This window comes from Paenibacillus cellulosilyticus (genome assembly GCF_003182255.1).
Classification (GTDB): domain Bacteria; phylum Bacillota; class Bacilli; order Paenibacillales; family Paenibacillaceae; genus Paenibacillus_T; species Paenibacillus_T cellulosilyticus.
Window position 1 is genome coordinate 23,409 of the sequence record NZ_QGTQ01000021.1, and the last position, 24,876, is coordinate 48,284.

The window sequence follows — 24,876 nt, forward strand, 5'->3', positions numbered from 1 at the left end:
TCATGATCGGAGCTGCGTTTGTTATAATGGCCCTGCAAGGATTCGAATCTTTCGTGACAGGGGTTGAGACAAGTGACGCAATATGTACCGCAGTTTCGCTTCGTTCCGATGACAAGCGAGCATGCCGAAGAGCTGTGCAGCTGGCGCTACGAGCCGCCCTTCGACCTCTACGGCTGGTCCAACTTCCGCCAGATGGAGGCCGATGGCACCGAGTTCGGCGACCCCGACATCCGCGCCAAGCAATATATTACAGTGCTGAACGACGAGGGGCAGATGATCGGATTCTCCCAGCTGTTCCCGCTGCTCGGTGTTACTCGGCTGGGACTTGGACTACGTCCCGATCAATGCGGCCGCGGCCTTGGCGCAGCGTTCGCCCGTGCGGTCGCAGAGGAAGCACGGAGACGCGCACCCGGCGACGAGATCGATCTCGAGGTACTCACCTGGAACGAGCGCGCCATCCGCGCGTATCAGAAGGCTGGCTTCCACATGACGGACACGTATGTACGGAACACCCCTACCGGCCCCGCCGAATTCCACTGTATGGTCTATGCCGCCGCTGACTGAGCAGCGACGGCGGCCGTGTTTTATTTTAAATCAAACGAACGACTTGAATGACATTGCCGCCCTGCACAACCTCAATCACATGCCGCTTCGGCACATAGACGACAGCACCGTCGCCAACCCGAATGTCGGCCTGCTGACCAAGCCCATAGAAGACGTCATCGGCCAAAGCTTCCATTACTTCGGCCCGCTCCGTCTCGCCAAGCTCCTCCCATTCTTCCCTTGTCATCTCAAAAAATGTATAGCTGTTCGGAATTGCACTTACCGCAGCCGTCAAATCCGTCAATATATCTGCATACTCGCGTGCGTGTCTAACGCCCATAACGTCATCCCTTCCTTCTTCCATCATCTTGATCATGGTGGTCATTCCATTTTACAACAAATTAAGAACCCTTTCATTGCCAACCCAAGCTATCGCGCAAAAACAATTTGTAACCGCTTATCCGATGAGTTTCGACCCGATTCCACAAAAAGGACAGGCAATCTATAACTTCTACCCCCTGTCGTGTCGATATAGATAGAAAAGAGATGCTTTGCGCATCCAGGCGCTATAACGAAATACGCCGAAATTTTCTACTAATAGACGGGGTGTATTATGGAGAAATCAACTGGAATCGGTATTGGACTCGGGATTTTTGCGCTCGTATTCGGCATGTTCCTGAAGGGAGCCCCGATCGTCAATCTGGTCAACAACCCGGCTGCTTATGTCATCATTTTCGTCGGTACTGCAGCCTCCCTATTCGTCGGCTTCCCGATGGCCGAGATCAAGAAGTTCCCTACGCTGCTCAAAATTACGTTCGCGGATCAGAAGCTTCCGAAACGTGAAGACCTCATCCGCATGTTTATGGAATGGGCGACAATTACACGCCGCGAGGGCCTGCTCGCCCTGGAAGCGAAAGTTGATGAGATCGATGACACCTTCCTGCGCAACGGTATGCGGATGATTATTGACGGCAATGAACAAGAGTTTGTACGTGATGTTCTTCTTGAAGACATTTCTGCGACGGAGCAGCGCCATAAAGCCGGTGCACAGTTTTTCGCCCAAGCCGGTATGTATGCACCTACTCTCGGGGTACTCGGCGCCGTTGTTGGTCTGATCGCCGCGCTGTCGGATATGACGGATATGGAGAAGCTTTCCCATGCGATCTCCGCTGCGTTCATCGCAACACTGCTCGGTATTTTCACTGGTTACGTCCTGTGGCACCCAATCGCGAACAAGCTCAAGCGCTTGTCCCAACGTGAGACGGAGCTTCGCATGATGATGGTGGAAGGCCTGCTGTCGATCCAAAGCGGTGTATCCACAATTGCAATTAATCAGAAGCTGTCGGTTTACCTGACGCCTACGGAACGTACGAAGATGCAGGAGAAGGAGGAAGGCAGCGGTGAAAAAGCGCAAACACAGTGATCACGAAGAGCACGCCGACGAATCTTGGCTGCTTCCTTACTCTGACCTGATGACCTTGCTGCTCGCACTATTCATCGTATTGTTCTCCATGAGCTCCATTGATGCGAAGCGCTTCGACGAGATGAGCCGCGCATTTAATACAGCGCTTGATGGCGGTATCGGAGTATTGGACGGCTTCAAGACGCTGGACACGACGACAACGCCAACGAAGGACGATAAAGAGAGTCAGCAGGAGCAAACGCCCGCTATAACGAAGGCTTCCACGAAGAGTCAGAGCGATGAAGATCTCGAGAAGCTGCGGAAGAAAGAGCAAGAGGACCTCGAGAAGCTGAAGAAGCAGCTCGACCAATATATCAAGACCGCTGGCCTGACGACCCAGCTAGATACGAAGCTGAACCAGTCGCAGCTGCTCATTACGATCAGCGACAACGCGCTGTTCGCTTCCGGCAGCGCCGTCATTAAGCCAGACTCCAAGAAGCTCGGCCAAGCGATTTCGAAGATGCTGAAGCAGTATCCAGGCTATGAGATCATTGTAGCAGGTCATACCGATAACCAGCCGATCTCGAACAGCGAGTTCCGCAACAACTGGGAGCTCAGCTCGCAGCGTGCGCTTAACTTCATGGAAATCTTGCTCACAAGCTCGTCGCTTGATCCAACGCTCATCAGCTCGACGGGATATGGCGAGTATCGTCCACTTGATACGAATAAGACCGAAGCTGGACGTGCGAAGAACCGCCGCGTAGAAGTCTCTCTTATGCGTAAGTATCAAGATCTCGACTCGGTTGCGAACAATACAGTGGCTACGGCTGCCGCAACGACGAATTAAACCTAAACAAAGGCTGAACCACGAATCACCCTTAGGTGATACACGGTTCAGCCTTTGTTCGTTCTATTCCGTTCCCGGATGATAATTAAGCGTCTCGAACAGCTCGTCCAGTTCATCACGCTGCAAATCACGCCATCTGCCGATCGCCAGGTCGCCCAGGTGGATATTCATAATCCGAACGCGTCTCAGCCGAACGACCCGGAAGCCAAACGCCTCGCACATCCGGCGGATTTGACGGTTCTTCCCTTCGGTCAGAATGATCTTGAACACCCGCTCCGCTACACGTGTCAACTTGCACGGCAGTGTCATCGCACCAAGGATGCGGACGCCTTCACTCATCCCTTTCAGAAACATCGGCGTGACCGTCTTGTCCACCGTCACGATGTACTCCTTCTCGTGACGACCTTCCGCACGCAATATCCGGTTGACGATGTCGCCATCGTTCGTCATCAGAATAAGTCCTTCGGAATCCTTGTCCAACCGACCGATCGGGAAGATGCGTTCCCTATGCCCGACGAAGTCGACAATGTTTCCCTTCACCTGCTGCTCCGTCGTGCTCGTAATACCAACCGGCTTGTTCAACGCGATATACACATGGCGTCTAGAAGCTCCGACACGCTTGCCATTCACGCGAACGTCGTCACCCGGCTCAGCCTGACTGCCAAGCTGAGCCTTCACACCGTTAATCGTTACTCGGCCATCCTCCACGAGCTTATCGGCTTCCCGCCTTGAACAAAATCCTGTCTCGCTTATAAACTTGTTAATTCTCACTTGTCTTCACCCCATCATGCCGCTATCCGTACTATCGTTCATGCTGCCGTCTCTGCCTTGCGATGGAGCGCCAAGCTCAGCCGTATCCGCCGAGTTGTACACATATACGCCTTCCGTCGCCATTCGCGTGCCCGCCTGCAGCATCGCAGCTGCAACGGCATCACCGCTAATCGGCCGATATCGCTTCAGTGCACCGAGCATTAATGGACGAATCGCAAGCGCAGCCCAAGAGCCCAGCAGCTCTCCGAACCGTACCTCCTGCCGTTTGCCCAGCAGCAGAGACGGACGGAACAAGTGAAGCTCCGGCAGCTTCAGCTCTGCCAGCTCCTCCTCGAGCTCCCCTTTCACTCTGCTATAGAAAAATGGTGAAGTCGTCGAAGCGCCCATTGCGGTGACCGCTACATACTTACGAGCCTGCCGTGCCTTCGCCCATTCACCGAGCACCAGTGGATAGTCGAGATCGACCTTTCGGAACGCTTCCTTCGTCTTCGCCTTCCTAATCGTCGTGCCAAGCGAACAATAGACAACATCTGCCTCAACGTCGGACAACGCCTCGTACATACGATCGAAATCAGCGACGATAACCCGCAGCTTGCTTGCATGCACGCCTGCTGCGGCAACGACACGCCCCGATGCGCCGTCGAGCGGGCGACGCGCCAATACCGTTAAGCTGATGCAGGAAGGCTGCGCTAGCAGCCTTCTGAGCAGCGCACTTCCAACAAGGCCAGTGGCACCAACTAACAGCGCCCGATACTCCATTGCAGGAGCGGACCGCGATTGGTTCCGTTCCACGTGCCGATCCCCATCCTTCATAAGCCGCATTCAAGCAAATCGTTCTGTATCGTCTATTGTACCTGATTTCGGCTCGTCAATCGAGACTCGCTTACGAGACAGCGATCAGGAAATATGCTTCATCGTTTCCATCATGCCGTGTTCCTGCTGCAGCTCCGATACAGAATCACCGCATGGCAGTGTGATCGCAGCTGTCGTACCGACGTCGATCTGGCTTTTGAATTCGAGTGTACCTCGATGGCTCTGAATAATGCGCTGGCTGACCATAATACCAAGGCCTGTACCGGATTCCTTACCCGTCACGAACGGGTCGCCTAGCTTGCGAATCATATCCTCGGAAATGCCGCAGCCTTCGTCGGTAATTGTAATAGTCGCTTCACCATTCTCCCCCCTGCCGCCTATGATACTGATTGTCCCGCCTCGCGGCATGGATTCCATTGCATTTTTCAATAAGTTGATGAACACCTGCTTTAGTTGATTTTCTTCACACAAAATGTAACACGGCGTGTCCGGGCACTCGTACTTGAACACGATGCCGTGCAGATGCGCCTCGCTGTCAAGCAGCGACAGAACATCGCCCATAATGTAACGAATATCTTTAACCTCAAACTTTGTTGCCTGCGGTTTCGCAAGAATAAGAAACTCCCCAACGATCAGGTTGATTCGATCCAGCTCTGCCATCATCATTTCGACATGATTAATGTTCAGCTTGTTCGTCTGCCGCTGCAGCTGCAGAAAGCCCTTCAGCGTCGTCAACGGATTGCGAATCTCATGCGCTACGCCAGCTGCAAGCTGGCCAACCGTTGTCAGCTTCTCCGATTGCCGCAGCAGATCCTCCATTTTGTTCCGCCCCGTCATATCTCTCGTAATGCTCGCGATAGCACGAACCGTTCCAGCAGCATCACGAATCGGCGAGGTCGTCACACTGACCGCAAGCCATTCACCGCTCTTGGTTACGCGTGTTGACTCCATCGGCGGCAGCACTTTGCCAGCCTTCACCGCCTCCATCGCCTTCTGCTCCTCCTGCTGCCACTGCGACGGCACGAGCGGCAGATTAAACCCGACAGCCTCTGACTCCTTGTACCCAAACATCTGGGTGAACGCATGGTTGACCGACAAGATACGTCCGTTCAGGTCGACGACATGAATCGCATCGGTCGTATGATTAATGAATGATTCCAGGTGGTCCTTCATCGCTCGATTTTCTTCAAAAGCAAGCCGCAGCTTATTCATATAAACACTGATGTTTTTGGACATATTATTCATCTGTAGGGATAGCTGACCGAACTCGTCATGGCCTTTGACCGGGATCATATCATCGAACTGCGCGTTCGATAGCTTCCCGATCTTCCAAACGATCGTATCCAATGGTCGGAAAATGCGCCCAAGCAGCAAATACGCAATGAGTGTCATTACGACCAGCAAAATAGCAGAAAGCATAATTTGCTCTGTCATCTGCTTGCGCATAAGTATATCGGCATTCTTAAGGCTCATTACGGTTCGCACGACAACAGGTTCATCACGATCCAACAGCTTATAGAATACCATTGCATGCGTCCCATCATTGAGGCGAACATCTTTGATCTTTTCCTTGTTATCCACCATGTTGCGGATGATGTCCAATTCACCGCTGCCCCGGTATAGCCTATAGGCTCCGTCCACAAGCACGGGCTGGCTGTCGATTATTCGAAAAGCACTCATCTCCACAACTTCATTCACAACGAGACTGTGCGGGGTCCCCACCGAGTCTATGTAATTATGCATGGCTTCATCATTAGCCAACCTCGCTGACACATCTCTAAGATAATGCGAGGCTTCTTCCTTCAAATTATAACTAGATGTCATCCGAAGATGAACCAAATGTGCAGCAAGAAGGACGAATATAATACCGGCAATGATTAGCGTCAGTTTCTGCTTGACCGACACAGTGCGACACATCCTTTATTTTCGGTTTTTCGCTCATTTTCGATATAATTCTCTGTATTTGCATCATACCATATTTTCCATCAAATGAAAGTAACTAGGCCAACGGAGCTTTTCATAAACTTCATATCTCTATTTATCCTCAAACCAGTGTGCATGAAATGTGTAGAAATGGGCCATTACTCACATTTTACGCACATTATCCACATAGTTACCCACAATTACACACAAGCTGTGGATGAATAAGTGGACAACTCGACCGATTTATTCCCAGTTATCCACATAACTATGCACATGGTGTTAACAACGAATGTTTGTTCGTGGCATAATTCGATTTTGTTCGACATATGAACGGCGTCGAAATGTGTTTAACTCGTCAGTCCATCTAATTCGGGTTACAATATAGGCGAGGTGAACCATAGTGGATGTGAATAATTCCGGGCAACGGTTTGAGAGAGAAGATGATCGGCGCTGGATGGCCGAAGCGATAGAGGAAGCACGTAAAGCAGAGGCGATAGGGGAAGTGCCGATTGGCGCAGTCATTGTACGAAATGGCGAGGTTATTGGACGCGGCTATAATCTGCGGGAGACTGGGCATGATGCAACAGCCCATGCGGAGATGATTGCGATTCGGGAGGCAAGTCAGCATATCGAAGCTTGGCGTCTGCTAGACTGCACATTGTACGTAACGCTTGAGCCATGCCCGATGTGTGCAGGTGCGATTGTACAATCGCGTGTGAAACGGGTTGTCTACGGGACACATGATCCGAAGGCAGGTTGTGCGGGGACGCTGATGAATCTATTGCAAGAGCCCCGTTTCAATCACGAAACGGAGCTCACTAGCGGGCTTATGCAAGAGGAATGCGCTGACTTGCTAACAACATTCTTCAGACGACTTCGCAGTAGACGTGAATCACGATAGCCTTAGCTATCAAATGGAGTTGCGCGGCTCGACCGCGCAGGATCTCCCTTGCATATGCAGCTGCTGCAAAACAAGAATGATACGATCCGCTTCCTCACTGACAGCAAGTACATCCGGGTCCGTCAAATTCCCCCGCTCTTCAGCCATTTCATTAAGCTTCAGACGGAGCGCTTGAAGTTGGGTGAGCAGTTCATTCTTATTCATGACACACGCTCTAGGCTCGCTCCTATCGTTCCGACCACGATGGTGTTAGTATCTAACTCATTATAACCAAGGTTATACGGTTCGTGTGTTGGAATGTGTCGAATAATTTGGGAAAAACCCTCATATTTTTCGACAAATGTATGCTAGGAATAGGACTATTCACCCTTTCTGCATTAGCGCCCCCGAAAACGTCTGAAAAACAGAACCCCTGCGACCAATATGCCAATTAGTGCAAGCAGTATCCAAGTACCCACCTGTGTAAAATCGAACGTCCATCCCAATCCCGTCGTTTTTCTCACGACAATACGAGAATTAAACAGTGGAACAAGTGCAATAAGAACAATGGGGCCAAACAGCGTAAGCCATGCGGATGGTTTGGCAAAGTTCATCGTCCATCCCAGCCCCGACCGCTTCTCGATGAATATAGCCGGGTCTTCCGGATTCCAGTACAAAGTGCCCAGCTTCCAATGTCGGTCCTGGTCACGGCTGAGTCGGTCGAACTGGCTGCGTTCACGGTTCATCCGGAACAAACGTACCATCCAAATACCAGCCACTAGAAGCGGCAGCATGCTAATGATCACCATACTGCCTTCTAACTTGCGTTCGTACAAGGATATGGCTTGTGTCCAGCCCATCATCATGACGAGCAGGAAGCTGAATACCAGAATGAAAAGCGATGTGCTGCGACGATATTTCCGCTCTGCCTGCGCCGATTGCTCGGGTTTGTTCGGATCGAGTGAAGCACGGCTCCACCGGATCGACCAATTCACCAGCACCATGATCGCTGTCATCACCAATTGAACAACGTTCAGCGAAAGCACGACTCCCCAAGATTTCGGGCTGGAATCCGTCACCGTTCCATCCCAATCGAAGTGTGTGGGGATCGTGTCCGGCAGCGAATCGTAGGATCGTACAGCGATAAACACACAAGCGGCGATAATGATCAGATGCGGCAGGAACCAGATCAGACCGTAAGTTACGGGGCCATTATGGAACGACAGCTGCGCCGCGGCAAAACGGTTGTTCATCTTCTTCTGCCAGCCCTCTTGTTCCTTCAGCGCCAGCATTCGGTGATGATACCAGACGAACATACCAGAGCCGATTAGCAGCAGGACAAGCGTCGCTCCAACACCGAGGAGCGATTGTGCGTCTTCGATATGATTTGCGCCTGTGGATAAATCATTGGAGCTGGTACTGTCGATCACACCGGTGCCGTGCAGCAGCACGACAAGGAGAGCCACAACCACAGCAGCGATCGATATTCCCATTGCATACGACTTACGAAGCGCCCGAATGGCCGGATGCTGCCGCTCCTCCGTTGGAACGGATACGCCGAATGGCGTCCGCAGAGAAGCATAAGGCGTTGCTCCCAACGCGACAACGACGAGCAGGAATGGAACAAGAGTAACAATCCATTGCGTCATATTGTTCATGAAAGTTGACTCCCTTCACGCTTGGCTTTCAATTGCTCAAAGGAGGCGCGGCTGATAGCCAGCCAATCCTCTAACGACATCCCCCGGCCAAGTGACTCTGCCGCCATCGGCCTGAGCTGCTCCGCTAATCGTTCCCTATACGCGTCATCTGCAGGCGGCATGCCGCCCGACTGCACGACGGCTCCCTTTTGCCGATGAATCTGGACGAACCCGCTATCCTTCAATATCGTATAGGCTTTGTTAACTGTGTGCAGATTAATCCCAAGATCGGCTGCAAGCGACCGGACGGATGGCAGCGCCTCTCCCGGCTTAAGCTCCCCCGTCGCGATCCCTTCCATGATCTGATTCGTAAGCTGTGTATAGATCGGTACGTCCGACTCCAGATCGATCCGAACAAACATAGGCGGACATCTCCTTGTTGTATTATTTATTGTATGTGTTATATATCTAATATAACAGTTGGGTGTAGAGAAGTAAATAGACGCTTATTGACGTCTATTTAGCTGCGACTCTGAAGTTGCGCCATACAGACTCCCCATGGTAAAATATGAATTACTGCGCGCCCGTAGCTCAGCAGGATAGAGCGACAGTTTCCTAAACTGCAGGTCGTACGTTCGAATCGTATCGGGCGCGCCATTTACTACAAACCCGCATCACTACAACGTTTGCCATAACGTGAATGATGCGATAGGCTTGGCGTAAGGCACACAGTCTATAACGAAATATCGATGGAACTGTCCGCCATTAAGCGGAAAGTATACAACGTAAATGACGATCTCCTACGGAATAAACGTAGGAGGTTTTTTTGTGTCCAATGATCCGCGTAAAGGTAAACCCTCGGTTAGAGGGAAACGCAATGCTGCTCCCACTTCGCTGAAGAGTACGATAGGTCTTGATGAAGCTTTCGAGTTATTCTTTAACGCTAAAAAAGCAGAGGGAATCCGAGAAAGTACGTTAACTAAAGAATACATCCCTAACTGGCGGTATTTCCGCAATTGGCTTTCCACAGCTTATCCACATGCGGGGCTGGTTGACATATCAGCGAGTGTTATTCGTGAATACGTTAACCGCATTTCCACCAGGTCTAAGTTCGAGGATGCCCCACACCGGCTTCAAGAGAGTATCACGCTCTCTCCCTATACCGTTGCATTACGTCTTAGAACGTTACGTACGATTTTCAACTTCCTCTCTCGTGAGAACATTATCCCGGATAGTCCGGTAACAACAATTAAGCAGCCACGTTTCGACGAGGAGGATAAAGAGACGTTTACTGACGAACAGCTACGTAAGCTACTAGCCGCACCAGATAGAGATACGTTTGCTGGCCTCAGAGATCATACACTCATGTTAGTACTTGCTGATAGTGGCTTACGAATTCAAGAGGCCCTTCGACTTACGACAGAATACCTTGACGTCAAGGCACGTTGCTTCCATCTCCCCGCCTGGATGAATAAGAATCGTAAGCCAAGAATTGTTCCGATATCCTCCGAAGTCCTTCGCGAGGTAACCGCTTTACTTACAGAGAACAAAATGCATTTTGATACTGAGTATCTCTTCATCAGCAATTACGGCGATCCACTCAAAGCCGATCATTTTCGCAAACGTTTGAAGGTTCATGCGAAGACAGCTGGTATAGATAAAGTGTGTAACATACACCCTCATGCTTTCCGCGCATACTTCTGTACGAATTTCTTGCTCGGTGGCGGGGATTTATTCAGTTTACAGCGGATTGTGGCACATTCATCGATTGAGACAACACGAAGATATATGAGGGTGAATGATGAGAATATCCGTCAGCAACATGCCAACTTCTCACCGATTACTAAATTGGGGATGACACGTATAGGTAGAATTCGCGGAAAACAATAAAACTGCATCAATCTTATTCACTATTATAGTCAGCCGTCTTTGACAAGACTAAACTATCATGCAAAGATAACGTTAGATTCAATAAAGGAGCCGCCCATGCCCGAACTACAATACGGCAACACCACAATTGAATATACATTGGAGCATAGCTCAGAAGCTCAAGATATCATCATTTCGGTCGATTGGATTGATGGCGTTAAAGTTATAGCACCGTTTGCAGTCGACGACGTAAAACTTCAAGAAGTGTTACATAAGAAGTCACCGTGGATCTTGAGCAAATGGTATGATTTCGAGGAAATTGCAGCACCGCCTAGCCCCAAAGAATTCGTGAGTGGCGAGAAGTTCCTCTATATCGGCAGATCATATCGACTGAAGCTTGATAAGGTAAATACAAATATCATGCCTTCTCTCGTTTACCAACAAGGTCGATTTAACGCAACCGCTTCTACCGATCTAACAAGCAAGGAGCTTGCAGACCAGCTTCGACCGCATTTTATTAACTGGTACATAGAGCGGGGACAAGCCAAGCTCAACGAGCGGCTAAGTATCTACAGCCCTAGAATGGGTGTGTCCCCTACCAGGTTGCGGTTAAAGGATCAAAAGATGCGCTGGGGCTCTTGCGCTGCTGATCACAGTATTTACATCAATTGGCGTATCATGATGGCTCCGATGAAGATCATTGATTACGTGCTTGTCCATGAGATGGGACACTTGAAATATCCGAACCATTCCGCAGACTTCTGGCAATTCGTACGCTCGGTTCTGCCTGATTATGATGAACGCAAGGAATGGCTTCGAATCAATGGGCCGTTATTGACTCTTTAACAGCAAGAAGAGCGGAGGGCATTACTTCTTGTAATGCACCTCTGCCAATGCTGCCAGCTTTATCGTCAGCTCCTCCAACTGATCCTTCGGACATTTCGTTACGCGGAGCTGCTGCTTGATCTTCTTTCTCATCTCCCGCTTCACATCGTCCTTATAGATCCACTCGACAACCGTCTGCTCCATAATCCTCTCGGTTACGATCAGCGTTAAGTCTCTAATTACCTCTTGATCGTCCTCCGTTGCAAAATACTGCTCAAGCATCTGATAGAACGGATACTGTTCCCGCGTCAGCCCTTGGATCTGACTTTTGTTAGCCGTATCTCGGATATTATCGAGCATGCCGCTAAGCTGCTCCACAAGTTCTACAATGTCCATCTGATGCTGTTTACGCGCCTCGATCAGCTTCTCCAACTTCTCTTTCAAGGAAGTGTAGTAAACGGGGTTCTCTTGAATCTTGACTCTGATTTCATGCCGGATCGCATGCTCCATCTCGGAAGCTTTGGCTTCAGGACTTCCCAACTCATTAACCTTCTGCTCGAACTTGCTGGATAAGATGTCGATGGGATCGTGTAAAATCTCTACAGATGAAGCCCGCATATGTTCTGCAATCAACTGCTTGACCTTCTCTCCGCAGTCCGATATATCCATACTTTCGTCACGGAAACGGGACTTGGCAAGCTGACGAACTTTTCCCAAGAATTGAAGATCATTCACGTAAGGCTGCGCCTTCGGATCTGGCATAATCATATCCATGCTGGAAGCAAAACGTTTGAACGCAAGCTCAAACTGCTGACGCACATCCTCTGGCTCAAGTACCTGCATGCACGACTCAACATCATCTTTGCGGATATAGTCGAAGAACTTCATCGCTGCTCTGTGACGGGTCTGTAGACGCGGGATTTCACTGTCAACGGGCATGAGAGCGCCTTGGATGTCCTGCTTCGAGAATATAGCCAGCGCCTTCTCCAAGAATCGTGAGACGCCGAAGTAATCAACTATAAGGCCATAATCTTTCTTATCATAGGTACGGTTCGTTCTTGCGATAGCTTGAAGCAGATTATGCTCCTTCAGTGGCTTATCTAGATACATAACCTGCTCAATAGGCGCGTCAAATCCCGTAAGGAGCTTGTCGCACACTATAATGAACGCCAGCTTGTCCTCTGACAAAGGCTTCTTGAAACGAGCAATGAGTGCTTTCTCGTCTTCTTTGCTGATGTGGTGTTTCTTAAGGTGCTCTTTATCATCGGTACCTGACGAGAACACGACAGCTGACTCCAGATCACTTAGCTCGTCCAGCTTCGACTTGTACATGACTGCGGCTTCGCGTGTGACTGCGACAATCTGCGCCTTGAATCCATTAGGCATGATATGGGTTTCATAATGTTTGATGATGTCGAGCACAATCTGTTCAATACGCTTAGGCGACGCAATGATCGCTTCTTCCGTTGCATATTTCTTCATGATTCGCTCTCGCGTCTCTGCGTCGTACTCGCGGAACTTACGATCAAACAGTTGATCGAGTGTTTCGCCCTCAACATGGAGCTGCGTCAATCTCGCTTCATAGAAAATCGGAACGGTCGCGCCATCATCTACAGCTTGTTCAATCGTGTATTTGTCGATATACGGGCCAAACGTACGCGTTGTACTCTTATCTTCCTTATCAATTGGCGTTCCCGTAAAGCCCAAATAACAGGCATTCGGAAGCCCTGTGCGCATGTTCATAGCGAGGCCCTTGTACTGCGACCTATGGCTTTCGTCGACCATGACGATGATGTTCTCTGCATCTGAGAGTTCTGGAAACTTGTCTTCCTCGCTACTTGTCTGGAATTTCTGAACAAGCGTCATAACTGTCGAGCCTGGGCCTTGTCTTAGCAGTTCCTTAAGCTGAGCAACACTTGAAGCCTGTTGTGGATTAGCAAAACCACAGCGGCGGAACGTCTTCGTAATCTGATCGTCCAAGTCTGAGCGGTCAGTTACGATGACGATGCTCGGGTTTTTCAGAGCTTCGATGCGGCGCAGCTTAACAGCAAGATACAGCATCGTAAGGGATTTGCCGCTGCCCTGCGTATGCCATACAACCCCTCCACGTTCACGAGGGGACTTGGCTGTCATCAGGCGGTTGATCGCTTTATTGACCGCACGGAACTGCTGGTAACGAGATAGCTTCTTGATCATACGTCCATTCTCAGGCTCGAAAACGATGAAATTCTGGATGAGATCTAGCAAATTAGCTTTCGATAGCATGCCCGCGACAAGGATATCTTGCGGCGTTGGATGATCGCCTACTTCAGGTGACGTTAACGGATATGGATCTTTCCACTCTCCAAAATGCTTAAGCTGTGCGCCAATTGTACCTGCTTTGGCACGATCGTTGCTCGTTGCGATCATGAACTGGTTGTAATGATACAAGTGCTCACATTGATTTTGATACCTTCTCAGTTGCTTAACAGCTTTGCCTATTTGTTCATCTACAGCTACCATCGGGCTCTTACATTCGATGACAACGAGAGGAATTCCGTTTACATAGATGAGCAGGTCGGGACGAATGGTACCGCTGGCATCGCTGATGCTGAATTGATCGACGATGAGGAACTCGTTACTAGGCGGATAGTCAAAATCGATGATTTTGACCGTTTGGTTCTTCTTGCCTTTGCCCATATCCTGTTGGATGGACGTGTAGTTTACCAGAATGTTATGGAACGCTTCATTGGCTTCCATTAGGCTTGTTGCTTCTATGTAGGTGATGCCACGCACGATCTTGTTCAGGTTGGTGTCGTTGATCCAAGGGTTAAGGCGCTTAAGCGCTCGGGTCAGACGGTCGTGCAGGATCACCGCACGAGTGGACTCCCGCTCCGTATCCAAAGAAGGGCCATGAATATGCTCATAGCCCATTTCTTTCAGTTGCTCTATTAGTCGGTTTTCAACAAGATGTTTCTCGTTCCATTCGCTTGTTGAGGTCATGTGTTCACCGCCTCTGGATCGTCGACTTTGACTCGGACTTTACCTGTTAGAAGTACTTGCATTAAGCCCTTTTTGAGCGTCTGTATTTTCGAAAGTTTCAGTATCTCTTTATCGATCTTATCATCCATCGAATTCAATATTTGGGAAATATGTTTCTGTTCTTCGATGGGAGGGACTGCTACTTTCAATTCCTTAAAGAACTGTAAACCTATAGTTTTAATCGTACTACCTACAGCAATGCGTTCGAATAGCTGTTTCCTATATTGTAAATCGTAATAGAGATACCAGTTGAATAACCGATCTCCACATATATAGTTGATAAAATGTTGACTTGTAGCCATTGGGTAACGCATTATCCCACTTTTACCAACAGTCGCATCCCTTGAAATAACAACAGTTCCTTCAGGTAATAACACTGCAGATGAATTATTAATCCCATCGGTTGTTGTATAGTCAGTCGTCTCATCAATAAAGCGGTTATCTAGTCTTGAGGTATCCTTTAAGGAAATCCAAGGTATGTCACCACTCCAATAATTGGATTTCTTTTTATCAGGTGTATGACCAGACTTTCTTAGAGCAACTTCATCTAGTAAACAGACACCCCAGTTCTCAGGAATCTCCCCGAAGTCAGTCTGTTTAAACTTCAAATGTCCAATCCCTTTGGTAAGAAGTTGCTGCATGAGCCCCTTCTTTACTCTCTCCGTTTGTTCAATTATAGCTTCGGTTTTGGAGATGGCATTATCGACGGTGGTAAGGATGTCGGCGATTTTACGTTGTTCTGTCAATGGAGGAACTGGAACTTCTATGTTATACAGGTTATTCCTATTCAAACTTGGAACACCTGTAGCTTCGTTCAACCTTGATAAGTCATAATTTGAAATGAAATAGAACAACCACTTCAAATCAGCATTTTCAGTAAAGAGACCATATGCTGTGTCAATAATCCAACAATCATGCTCAATGAAGATCGGCTTATTAATGGTGCCTTTTCGGCCAACCATAATTAACGGTGCCTGAAACAGCGGCTTATCAGCATAACCTGTAACCCCGCTTGTTCCGTATAAAGGATATTCTGAAAATTCGACCCTCGCATCGGAAGGTGCCTTCCCATATTCGATGTTACATAGATCTTGAAGTATTGTTGTTGTCCATTCACTAATTTGCACTATAGCCCAACTCCTTCAAGTACCTGAACATGATGGTTTCAATTTCAGTACGCTCTACTTCCAATCGACGCAAATCCGCCAATGCCTCTTCCACATCAATCTGCTCTTCTTCCTCAGCTGAGTCGATGTACCGAGCGATGTTGAGGTTATAATCATTCTCTCGAATCTCCTTGATGTCGACAGCTCGGCAATACTTATCTTGCTCTTCCCACTTGTCATATGCCGATACTATCTTCTCGATATCTTGATCACGCAGGACGTTCTGATTTTTCCCTGGCTCAAAATCCCCTGCGCCATTGATAAACAGCACTTGCCCCTTCTTCTCTATCGCTTTGTTACGGTTCAGGATCACTATGCTTGCTGGAATACCAGTACCATAAAAAAGGTTCGACGGTAGACCGATAATCGCTTCAACGAGATCCTCTTCAAGTAGACCTTTACGAATGGCTGCTTCTGCGCCACCACGGAACAAGATGCCATGTGGCATAACGACGCCAGCTTTACCTTCATGGTTAAGTGTTGCCACCATGTGCTGAACAAACGCAAGATCACCTTTATCTTTGGGAGGAAGACCAAAACGGAACCGACCAAGCGTATCCGCTTCTGCTTCTTCACGTCCCCAATTACTTAAGCTGAATGGTGGATTGGCGATCACACGATCATATAGAATAAGCTCTCCATCTTCAAGCAACTTAGGTTCACGGATTGTATCACCTTTTGCAATCCAGTGGTCGCTAAGTCCGTGCAGAAGTAGGTTCATTTTACAGATCGCCCAGGTATTAAGATTACGCTCTTGACCATGAAGGGTCAGATTGCGTGGATTCCCGCCTTGGGATTTAATGTAATCGACAGATTGAATAAGCATACCACCAGATCCAACGGTTGGATCACAGACACGCATGCCTTCTTCTGGTTTGATTAACTTGACGATCAATTCAACAACTTTGCTTGGTGTGTAGAACTCTCCACCCTTCTTCCCTGCGTCATCGGCGAACTGCTTAATGAGGTACTCATAAGCGCGGCCAAGCATATCGGGCTCGGACAAGTTGCCGTTGGACAGTTCAATTGCCGTGAAGTGCTGAATGAGACGCTGTAGGAGCTTATCTGGCAACTTCTCCTTGTCGTTAAAGTCGATGGTAGCTAGTACACCTTGAAGGGATGCATTCTCTTCCTCAAGCGATTCAAAAGCTTTGTTGATCGCGTCTCCGATGTCTTGGGTTATTGTCTGGATATGTTCCCAGCGTGCACGTTCAGGAACGAAGAACTGATGCTCGTCGCGGTCGTACCATCCGTAGTCGTCCCCTTCTTCCACCTCGATCTGTTTAGCGGTTTCGACAAATACGTCATTCAGACGCTTTAGGAACAGCATGCCGAAGATATAGTTTTTATAATCAGAGGAATCGATGCTCCCGCGTAGGATATTAGCCGATTCCCATAAGTGCGATTCCAGTTGTTGTAATGTAAGTGTGCTCATAATGCCTCCAGGCTGATATTGTGACTATAGTACCATTACTCATTCGCCATATTAATGACAAGTTCCTTCATTCTCAGTATATGTAACAAACCCATGAATCAAAACGATCGATGATCTTCTACATGCGTAAATGTTCCGATTTGTGGAGTATTAGGAAAGGGAAAACCCGCGTGGTTACTGCATATTTTCATTTGAATGTTACTTCAATCGGAACTGCTCATAATCCTGCTACTGGCAAACGTTACTGCGCAGTTCTGAAACACAATAAAGCGCTCACCGAGTAGGAGAGCGCCTTGTTTTTATATTTAGCTGAGTTGTGCGTCTAGTTCACTATTGTCGTATAGAACATCGGGATCGAGGTCAACACCATTACTCCAGCCGACTGTTCCGGTATCTTCGACTACATGTGCTGAACGGAATAGCTCATAATCGCCGATGATGTCTCCTAGTGGTGAAGCCTTATCGCTCAGTTGTTTTTTCGCATCATATATACGGTATTTACCATCGGGATATTCGAGTATGAGTTTATAAGCCCGAGTGGGATACACTCCGATTATTCTATTCATAGTAATGCCCCCTTAGATCAACTGAATCATTGGACTGCTTGACGTAGCTTTCCAGATATCCATTAACCGTTATAGAATAGTTTCAATTCATTTTATGTGAATTATAACATGGCTTCCAGTTCAACGGTATTGATGGTGCTGCGATTGTGCCGGACAACGATCGATCTAATAGCATAATCCGCTATCCTGTCATTTGAAGAACGTATCAGAGTATTCAGCGAACAATATTTCACACTCTATTTCTATGAATTCAACGTAATGTGACGTCGGAAGTCTGTATATGTTTCGTTGAATACTTATTTAGCGAATGAAGTGCAAGCGGCTACTTGTGCAGGCGCAATGATCAATCCGTCACCGATTACCAATGCATAGCACTACTTTCTTTCACGAGCTGATAAGCGGGCTACCGGCACTCACTCGCAAGAAACGCCCCACAGTGATTCCACAATACCCCGCCTGAATACGTACGAACGATTGCAGAACCTCCCGTACATCGGAACTTAAATCGCCAACCGAGCTAATCTTCGATTCAGCCTTCCTGTAGTGAAGAAATTCACTTCACTACAAGACGACTGTAAATATGAGAGATGAAAGTCCTCATTTTTATATATAAGATAACGTTACGGTGAGGACTTTAAAACCTGTATCTGAATGTGTTGGTGACCATCAGGGAGTCAACGCGTTCAGAATGAGCGTAGCGAATTGGTTTTCTGTTATCAACTTATTCGCGTAATATATCGCGACTTAACTTCGATAATGCCCGCATTAATAAGCCGTTGTATTTTTTCGTCTTTAAGTGTACGACCGAAATTGTTCGCATTAATATTACGCGCTTCTTTACATACGACAGCTTTTGCTACACGCTCGCCAATCGGCAATGACAATAAATACGCCTCTAGTCGATCTGCCTCTGTCTCTTTCGTCTCTTTACTCGTCATGTTCTGTGCAACGTCTAAATCAATCGTCTCCCCACGACGAATACCCGGCATATGCCGTTCAAGCGCTTCGGTAATATCAGGATCGTTATTCACGATAAATATTTCCGCCGTATGGTTATTGTCTCGATTGATTCGTTTAACAGCTTGATATATCTCACCAACGAGATGACCCATGCGTATATCTTCAAACCTCTGATCTTTAAACGAGACCTTCCCTTTTTTTCGTTTGTGCAGCACAATATCTATACTTCGCTCCTGAAACTCTTCACGGGTAGACATCAGCCAATATAGCGAATAGACTTCCATCGGAATAATCGCGTTGGACACGATCCATACTTGATTAAAGTCGCGCCAATCGTTCTTTCCGATGATGTTACCGAAATACGCTATTTGAACGTCAGGGTCATCGTTGCCGAGCGCAGCTTGTAGCTTCGTCTCGAACTCCTTTTGCGTTACGATGAGCGTCTTATCGTCAGGCTTCTTTCGTTCAAGTACCAATTCCATGAGTCGGCTGTGGTAATCCGCCGTTCGTCTAATACTAGACTTTGACGAGTTATACGGAATATGATGGATCGTCCAATTATCGTGATTGATGACGGGGGCTTGATTATCGACTGTGACGGTATCATCGAATGAGTACCGCATATCAAAATTACCATTGGCGTCTAAGATAATATTGTTACGCAGACCCCAACGTACAATTCGTGGATCGTATGAAGTAAGTCGCCCGTCTATGCAGAGCGTTGTATTAGCGATAATGACCTCCAGATCGTTCACAAACTCAGATATAAGGTTACTTGTCTTCATGTCGAATGATTGTGCGTCAGCCTCTTCCTTGAAGCGCTTAATGGACTCACTACAGTCCAACGGATCACAAACGACGATCTGTTCCTGTGACTTGGACAATCGTTGTATCTCGTGCAGGAATGGCTCGTAAGCGTCCACAAGCGACCTCTGCATCATTAGGGGCCACACTTGTTGAACCGCTCTAATCTTCGTCGCTGAGAGCGTACATACGGGCGGAAACAACGCTTCATCAATGACTAGGGTATGGCGTCCCTCGGTAAAGAAAGCACGAGTATATGCGTCCAATGCAAGGTCGAGATAGCGCTCATGAGTTATTACCACAACGAGGAAATCGCTGATACTCTCAAGATTCGCTTTGTAGTCGCTCCAATTCTCCGAGGTTATTCCTAAGGCTATCTCGCCGCTACTTACCTGATTAATACGTTCAGCACATCCGAGAACATCATCTTTGAACTTCTTGATGATTAGAAAACGTCTGAGATCGTCATTTCTTCTTACAACCGTATGTCTTTGCCCTCGAGTCAATTCTGAACGAAGATATTCACCGACGATACGATCTGTTTGCAGACTCTTCCCTATACCTGCTTCAAACGGTAATACTACGAATTTACCATCTCCTGTTTCTGATTCGGTTAGTCGACTACGGAGATGATCAAATATAGATACATATTGACTTCCATATCTCTGTTCAAAATGTTTAATTGTTTGTAACCAGATCATAAACTTGCTCCTTCTCGTTAGGCGTATACTACAATCCTCTCGAGAAATAAAAATTCGTCCGCATTTTTCAGCGAATACTTCGCAAACAAAAAAAACCAAACACAGAAATGCTCTGTACTTGGGTGTATTACTTGCTTCATCGTATTCGTTTAACTTTCATTTTCGAGTTTTTCGTCAAACCAGCCATCGTCTACAGTTTCATATTAGTCTTCCTCAATAGCTTGCCGATGGCTTTCGGGCCAATCCATATAGATACCGTCACGACATTTGGGACACGTGAATTCGTCATGCCATATCTCTTCTTCCGTTCTGCTTTTCTCGACGAAATCATTTAACACCAGTGCTGTACCACACTTAGGACAGTTGGGATCGATGTAGAACGGTTTGTTATTCGGTCGTGGATCAGCTGCACTGTTTGGCGGATTCGAGTGTGAGTCATTCGAGGCTATGTACCTTACTTTGTTCTCTTCGCGGAATTTCCGAATCGTTTCCAAGCATGCGTCATCTTCTAACAGCCAGAAGTCACTCCATCGTTCACGAAATATAAGCTCGATCAATTGACCAAATCTGAGGTCAGGAAAGGAAGTCCAACACTCGTTCAATGCATCGGTTATGATACTAATTCGATTCAAGTCACGCATCTCTCAAGCTCCTCTCAGTATAACGCGATCTGTCTCATCAGCGACAGAAGATCATCTCTATCGGACGAGGAAGACATCCCCCTCGTTTCGACAATTCTATAAAACCCTCGCCATACCAAACCTCACCTTGCCCTGCCACGCCGAACCTAACCATGCCGGACCGAGCCCCACCAGACCGATTTAACCTGTCATCCTCAGCGGTGGTCGGTTATCTCCACCGGACGGAGCAATTTCTCCGTTTCGACATTCTCAGCCTTCCCATACGAGCTCACGCCAGTTAGGCGGTATAATGCCATCATTTAATGCTGAAGCAATCATTCCGCGATGCTTAACATCCGCTCGTAGTACGTGACATCGTCGACACAACGTTCTCAGATTACTTAATGCGTTCGATCCCAATTTGCCGCTCTGAATGTGATCGATATGACACTCCTGTAGCGTCAAGGATGTCCTGCAGCGTACACAACGTCTTTGATCACGTTCCCATATAATCGGACGAATATTACTTAACCATACTTCTCTAGGCGGTCGTTTTTTGGGCATTATCGATAATCACGAATGATGTTATCTCAAAGCGTCCGAATCCGATCGCTCGACCATCAGCTAGTCCTACAAGCGCTCCTGCATCAATACAAACAGCATGCATTTGATCCCGATTCACCAGTGTGTTATCCCACATGATTGTGAAAGCAGCTTCCCATCCCGTTGATACGGCAAGACGGTAGCGTACGTTTCTCCCCTTAGTCGCAGGATTACGAACAGAACGAACGTCGACATATACAGGCTGCGTTGGATCGTTATGAATCACTTCCATTAGATTAGACGGTACAAATCTATTCATCAGCACCTGCTCATCAAGAACTTGTAGCGATGCAGCCACTGCCGACTGAATGGAGCCTCTTCCTTTCTTAGTATATCTCGCCGCTTCTCTAAGACAACCAAATACATACGATGGATCTATAAATAGCTGTCCATCGGCGTTAGACATAAAGGACCGCTTCCACTCCTCTGGATCATTGCCTGCAACTCCGGTACGCTCTTTTTTCTCTAATGAGATCGTATCTGTTGTGAAGCAATGCATCAACATCGGACGCACTCCTCGAATGTTAACCATGGCTTTTACTATCGACATCTCCACGTCTCCCATTTAAAAATATTTCATAAGAAAGTATCTTCTTCCATTTATAAAATAACACACCTCCTCACGATCTGTCGACTATAGTCCGTGGTGGTTGACGCTTACCTCTATGACTATTGATGTAGGATTGGAGGGGACCACCATGGAGCTTGCGAGATTATTCGGCGAGTGTTTGCAAAGCATTAGAAAACGCCAAGGCATTTCTCAAGAAGAACTTGCTCACTTGTGCGATCTGGACCGAACATATATCAGCCTACTCGAGAGAGGAAAGCGACAACCTTCCCTGACCACAATTTTCGTTATAGCTAAGAACCTTGGTTATAAACCTAGCGATTTGATAAAGCAGATCGAAAATTAAACCTACAATAGCATGAATCCCTGCCTAACTCTGATGCAGCACATCAAAAAGAAACACTTAAAAAATGTTTGACTTTGCATATGCCAATCTGTATAATAGAAGTATAAAAACAAAATTTTTATTGCGAATTCCTGCTCGTTATGGTATCCTGATTATACCATTAAACGAGGAGGTGATATGTGTTTGAAAAATGAGAAGTTGGTTTTTGTTTACGAGATGTCCAGGCTACTTACTTTAATCATCATAACCTACATGAATACGATGCACTAATTTACTAACTTACATATCAGGACCGCTCTCTTCTTGAGGGTGGTCTTTCTTGCATAGGAACGATCAATACAAGCATGATGATTATTGATATATCGTCAATACTCACTTATACTTAATGAAGTAACAACCAATAACCGTAGGTCATCGTCATAACTGTATGCCATCGTTTGAATGACCGTTATAGGCTGCGTAAGGCTTCCGAGTACTCGACGGATCTGAGACAGTTTCCTAAACTGCAGGTCGTACGTTCGAATCGTATCGGGCGCGCCATTGAATCCAATAATAAAGAACCGCGAGCAATCGCGGTTCTTTTTGTTTTGGTCCGGCCGCTCCGATCCTATCGGGGCGGCTGCTTTTTAATTTAATCTCAGGAAATTGACCCCGCTCAACCTCTCAACCGCTCGACCGTTCTTAACACATACTTAATTCCCCCAAAACTTCCAGATTACACTATAGAGATACGATGGCTTGGGACATCCTACGACATCGCCAACCTCTAATTCTCAACTTGAAAGGAGCCTGCGGATGAACAGGCTGGACGACACTTTGCATCTTCCCCATGAAAAGGTACAGGTTAGACCCGCGCAGCTGCGTGGTGCGAGAACGATAAGCGGCCTGAAATGGCGGGAGAACCTGCTAGCTTATATTTTTCTGGGCCCATCACTGATCTTGTTCATGATCTTCTTCTTCTATCCCATGATCCAATCCGTCTATCTGAGTCTACACTCGACCGATCTGACTGGACGTGTGAATGGCTTCGCCGGACTCGATAACTTCAGCTACCTCTTTAACAACCATCTCTTCTTCAATGGGTTAAAGGTTACCGTATATTTCGCGCTTCTGACCGTTCCGACGGGTATCATTCTGGCCTTGATTCTGGCAGCCTTGTCCAACGGTAAAAGCAAGGGCCTTACCATCTTCCAATTCGCCTTCTCACTGCCGGTTGTTCTTTCTGTCGGCTCATCGTCTGTCATCTGGATGTTCTTATTCCATCCAAGTCTCGGCATGCTCAACTATTTCCTTAGTCTCTTGCACCTGTCACCGATTAATTGGCTGGTCGATCCTAAGTGGGCACTGCTTTCCGTATCCATCATGACCGTATGGATGAATCTAGGCTTCAACTACATCATCTTATCCAGTGGATTACGCGGCATTCCAGACGAGATCCGCGAGAGCGCGTCAATCGATGGTGCTGGTCCGCTTCGACTGTTCGGCCAAATTCTGCTGCCGCTGCTATCGCCGACCCTGTTCTTCCTAGTCATCGTCTCTGTCATCAGCTCATTCCAAGCGTTTGGCCAGGTTAACATCCTAACCCACGGCGGTCCGATGAACAGCACAAGCGTGCTCGTCTTCTCGATCTATCAGGAAGCGTTCGAGAACTTCCGTTTCGGCACAGGCAGTGCGCAGGCACTGGTGCTATTCGTCATCATCATCATGCTAACGCTGATACAGTTCAAATGGGCAGAAAAGAAGGTGCATTATCAATGAGGCGTTATTTCCCAGCAACCGTTCACTATATCGTACTTACGATCTGCGCGTTTGCGGTGATGTATCCAGTGCTATACGCTATCGCCACTTCCCTCATGTCGATGGGCGAAGCTAGCATGTACCCGCCGCACGTGATCCCGCATCATTTTAATCTGCGCAACTTTATCGATGTATTCGATCTCGTACCGATAGCGACGTTCATCGGCAACACGTTCCTCGTCTCTATTGTCGTCATGCTCGGACAACTAATAACCTCCAGCATGGCAGCTTACGCCTTCGCGCGAATGAACTTCAAAGGCAAGAACCTGCTGTTCGCCGCATTCATGGCGACGATGATGATTCCGTGGGAAGTAACGATCATCCCGAACTACCTGACCATTCGGGGGTGGGACTGGCTTGATTCGTATCAAGGCCTGATCGTTCCGTTCCTAGCAGCTTCGTTCGGAACGTTCCTGCTGCGTCAGTTTTTCATGCAGCTCCCCACGGAGCTGTTCGAGGCCGCACGTATGGACGGCTGCGGACATGTTCGAATCTTCTTCTCTCATGTCCTGCCGCTGTCGAGGCCAGCGATTGGAACGCTTGCCGTCTATTCCTTCCTCCAGATGTGGAACGCCTACTTGTGGCCGCTGCTCATCACGAACAGCGACAGGATGCGGACCGTGCAGATTGGCGTTTCTATGCTGCAGCACCAAGAGACGACACAGTGGAACCTCGTGTTCGCAGGCATCGTACTCGTCATTCTGCCATCTCTGCTCATGCTTGCGCTTGGGCTGAAACAATTGGTCCGCGGCATGACTGTCGGCGCTTTGAAGGGATAA

24 protein-coding genes and 1 tRNA gene are annotated in these 24,876 nt (G+C 47.9%); 10 read left to right on the top strand and 15 right to left on the bottom strand.

Features of this window, described 5'->3' with window-relative positions; genetic code table 11:
- The first annotated feature begins 72 nt into the window (after window positions 1-72).
- The gene (locus DFQ01_RS21150) at window positions 73-564 is read left to right on the top strand and encodes a GNAT family N-acetyltransferase (RefSeq protein ID WP_425452427.1); all 492 of its coding nucleotides are present in this window, start codon (window positions 73-75) and stop codon (window positions 562-564) included.
- 25 nt (window positions 565-589) lie between these two features.
- Here DFQ01_RS21150 and DFQ01_RS21155 read toward each other — a convergent pair whose 3' ends face one another.
- Window positions 590-919, bottom strand: a complete 330-nt coding sequence (locus DFQ01_RS21155) for a hypothetical protein (protein WP_342770006.1) — start codon at window positions 917-919, stop codon at window positions 590-592.
- A gap of 237 nt (window positions 920-1,156) precedes the next feature.
- Between DFQ01_RS21155 and motA the strand changes: the two genes are divergently transcribed.
- On the top strand, window positions 1,157-1,966 hold the full coding sequence (gene motA / locus DFQ01_RS21160; protein ID WP_110045909.1) for a flagellar motor stator protein MotA: 810 nt from the start codon (window positions 1,157-1,159) through the stop codon (window positions 1,964-1,966).
- Window positions 1,944-2,792 carry a flagellar motor protein MotB gene (locus DFQ01_RS21165; RefSeq protein WP_110045910.1) on the top strand — a complete coding sequence of 283 codons (849 nt, stop codon included), beginning with the start codon at window positions 1,944-1,946 and terminating at the stop codon, window positions 2,790-2,792. The genes motA and DFQ01_RS21165 overlap by 23 nt, the downstream gene beginning before the upstream one ends.
- A 63-nt stretch (window positions 2,793-2,855) precedes the next feature.
- Here DFQ01_RS21165 and rluF read toward each other — a convergent pair whose 3' ends face one another.
- From rluF to DFQ01_RS21180, 3 genes are all read right to left on the bottom strand, one after another.
- Window positions 2,856-3,563, bottom strand: a complete 708-nt coding sequence (gene rluF, locus DFQ01_RS21170; RefSeq protein WP_110045911.1) for a 23S rRNA pseudouridine(2604) synthase RluF — start codon at window positions 3,561-3,563, stop codon at window positions 2,856-2,858.
- Between the two features lie 6 nt (window positions 3,564-3,569).
- Entirely contained in the window at window positions 3,570-4,355 is a 786-nt protein-coding gene (locus DFQ01_RS21175; protein WP_245946819.1) for an NAD-dependent epimerase/dehydratase family protein, read from the bottom strand.
- A gap of 105 nt (window positions 4,356-4,460) precedes the next feature.
- Window positions 4,461-6,281 carry a PAS domain S-box protein gene (locus tag DFQ01_RS21180; protein ID WP_110045912.1) on the bottom strand — a complete coding sequence of 607 codons (1,821 nt, stop codon included), beginning with the start codon at window positions 6,279-6,281 and terminating at the stop codon, window positions 4,461-4,463.
- 418 nt (window positions 6,282-6,699) lie between these two features.
- Here DFQ01_RS21180 and tadA point away from each other — a divergent pair, with 418 nt between their 5' ends.
- Entirely contained in the window at window positions 6,700-7,200 is a 501-nt protein-coding gene (gene tadA / locus DFQ01_RS21185) for a tRNA adenosine(34) deaminase TadA (RefSeq protein WP_425452428.1), read from the top strand.
- A 9-nt stretch (window positions 7,201-7,209) separates the two neighbouring features.
- Here the strand turns inward: tadA and DFQ01_RS21190 are convergent, their stop codons facing one another.
- The 3 genes from DFQ01_RS21190 to DFQ01_RS21200 all read right to left on the bottom strand — a co-directional run bounded on the left by DFQ01_RS21190 (window position 7,210) and on the right by DFQ01_RS21200 (window position 9,238).
- Window positions 7,210-7,404, bottom strand: coding sequence for a Spo0E family sporulation regulatory protein-aspartic acid phosphatase (locus tag DFQ01_RS21190; RefSeq protein WP_110045913.1), 195 nt, complete (start codon window positions 7,402-7,404; stop codon window positions 7,210-7,212).
- Window positions 7,405-7,577: 173 nt separating this feature from the next.
- The gene (locus tag DFQ01_RS21195; RefSeq protein WP_110045914.1) at window positions 7,578-8,837 is read right to left on the bottom strand and encodes a DUF1648 domain-containing protein; all 1,260 of its coding nucleotides are present in this window, start codon (window positions 8,835-8,837) and stop codon (window positions 7,578-7,580) included.
- Entirely contained in the window at window positions 8,834-9,238 is a 405-nt protein-coding gene (locus DFQ01_RS21200; RefSeq protein WP_110045915.1) for a GntR family transcriptional regulator, read from the bottom strand. The genes DFQ01_RS21195 and DFQ01_RS21200 overlap by 4 nt, the downstream gene beginning before the upstream one ends.
- Window positions 9,239-9,396: 158 nt before the next feature.
- Between DFQ01_RS21200 and DFQ01_RS21205 the strand changes: the two genes are divergently transcribed.
- The 3 genes from DFQ01_RS21205 to DFQ01_RS21215 all read left to right on the top strand — a co-directional run bounded on the left by DFQ01_RS21205 (window position 9,397) and on the right by DFQ01_RS21215 (window position 11,531).
- Window positions 9,397-9,473, top strand: a tRNA-Arg gene (locus DFQ01_RS21205).
- A gap of 171 nt (window positions 9,474-9,644) precedes the next feature.
- Window positions 9,645-10,706 carry a tyrosine-type recombinase/integrase gene (locus DFQ01_RS21210; protein ID WP_174812913.1) on the top strand — a complete coding sequence of 354 codons (1,062 nt, stop codon included), beginning with the start codon at window positions 9,645-9,647 and terminating at the stop codon, window positions 10,704-10,706.
- A 96-nt stretch (window positions 10,707-10,802) separates the two neighbouring features.
- Window positions 10,803-11,531, top strand: coding sequence for a M48 family metallopeptidase (locus tag DFQ01_RS21215; protein ID WP_110045917.1), 729 nt, complete (start codon window positions 10,803-10,805; stop codon window positions 11,529-11,531).
- Window positions 11,532-11,552: 21 nt separating this feature from the next.
- Here the strand turns inward: DFQ01_RS21215 and DFQ01_RS21220 are convergent, their stop codons facing one another.
- From DFQ01_RS21220 to DFQ01_RS21255, 8 genes are all read right to left on the bottom strand, one after another.
- Complete coding sequence (locus DFQ01_RS21220) at window positions 11,553-14,492, bottom strand: type I restriction endonuclease subunit R (RefSeq protein ID WP_110045918.1); 2,940 nt, start codon at window positions 14,490-14,492, stop codon at window positions 11,553-11,555.
- Window positions 14,489-15,658, bottom strand: coding sequence for a restriction endonuclease subunit S (locus DFQ01_RS21225; RefSeq protein ID WP_110045919.1), 1,170 nt, complete (start codon window positions 15,656-15,658; stop codon window positions 14,489-14,491). Before DFQ01_RS21225 ends, DFQ01_RS21220 begins: the two co-directional genes overlap by 4 nt.
- The gene (locus tag DFQ01_RS21230; protein ID WP_110045920.1) at window positions 15,648-17,132 is read right to left on the bottom strand and encodes a type I restriction-modification system subunit M; all 1,485 of its coding nucleotides are present in this window, start codon (window positions 17,130-17,132) and stop codon (window positions 15,648-15,650) included. Before DFQ01_RS21230 ends, DFQ01_RS21225 begins: the two co-directional genes overlap by 11 nt.
- 305 nt (window positions 17,133-17,437) lie before the next feature.
- Window positions 17,438-17,698 carry a DUF2442 domain-containing protein gene (locus tag DFQ01_RS21235; RefSeq protein ID WP_110045921.1) on the bottom strand — a complete coding sequence of 87 codons (261 nt, stop codon included), beginning with the start codon at window positions 17,696-17,698 and terminating at the stop codon, window positions 17,438-17,440.
- 716 nt (window positions 17,699-18,414) lie between these two features.
- Complete coding sequence (locus DFQ01_RS21240) at window positions 18,415-20,163, bottom strand: hypothetical protein (protein WP_110045922.1); 1,749 nt, start codon at window positions 20,161-20,163, stop codon at window positions 18,415-18,417.
- A gap of 203 nt (window positions 20,164-20,366) precedes the next feature.
- Window positions 20,367-20,804 (bottom strand): hypothetical protein, encoded by a 438-nt coding sequence (locus DFQ01_RS21245; RefSeq protein ID WP_110045923.1) that lies wholly within the window; start codon window positions 20,802-20,804, stop codon window positions 20,367-20,369.
- A gap of 249 nt (window positions 20,805-21,053) precedes the next feature.
- Complete coding sequence (locus DFQ01_RS21250) at window positions 21,054-21,347, bottom strand: HNH endonuclease (protein ID WP_110045924.1); 294 nt, start codon at window positions 21,345-21,347, stop codon at window positions 21,054-21,056.
- Window positions 21,325-21,936, bottom strand: a complete 612-nt coding sequence (locus DFQ01_RS21255) for a hypothetical protein (protein WP_110045925.1) — start codon at window positions 21,934-21,936, stop codon at window positions 21,325-21,327. Before DFQ01_RS21255 ends, DFQ01_RS21250 begins: the two co-directional genes overlap by 23 nt.
- A gap of 148 nt (window positions 21,937-22,084) precedes the next feature.
- Between DFQ01_RS21255 and DFQ01_RS21260 the strand changes: the two genes are divergently transcribed.
- The 3 genes from DFQ01_RS21260 (at window position 22,085) to DFQ01_RS21270 (ending at window position 24,876) form a co-directional block, all read left to right on the top strand.
- Window positions 22,085-22,300, top strand: a complete 216-nt coding sequence (locus DFQ01_RS21260) for a helix-turn-helix domain-containing protein (protein WP_110045926.1) — start codon at window positions 22,085-22,087, stop codon at window positions 22,298-22,300.
- Window positions 22,301-23,095: 795 nt separating this feature from the next.
- Window positions 23,096-24,058 (top strand): carbohydrate ABC transporter permease, encoded by a 963-nt coding sequence (locus tag DFQ01_RS21265; protein ID WP_110045927.1) that lies wholly within the window; start codon window positions 23,096-23,098, stop codon window positions 24,056-24,058.
- Window positions 24,055-24,876, top strand: a complete 822-nt coding sequence (locus tag DFQ01_RS21270; protein WP_110045928.1) for a carbohydrate ABC transporter permease — start codon at window positions 24,055-24,057, stop codon at window positions 24,874-24,876. The genes DFQ01_RS21265 and DFQ01_RS21270 overlap by 4 nt, the downstream gene beginning before the upstream one ends.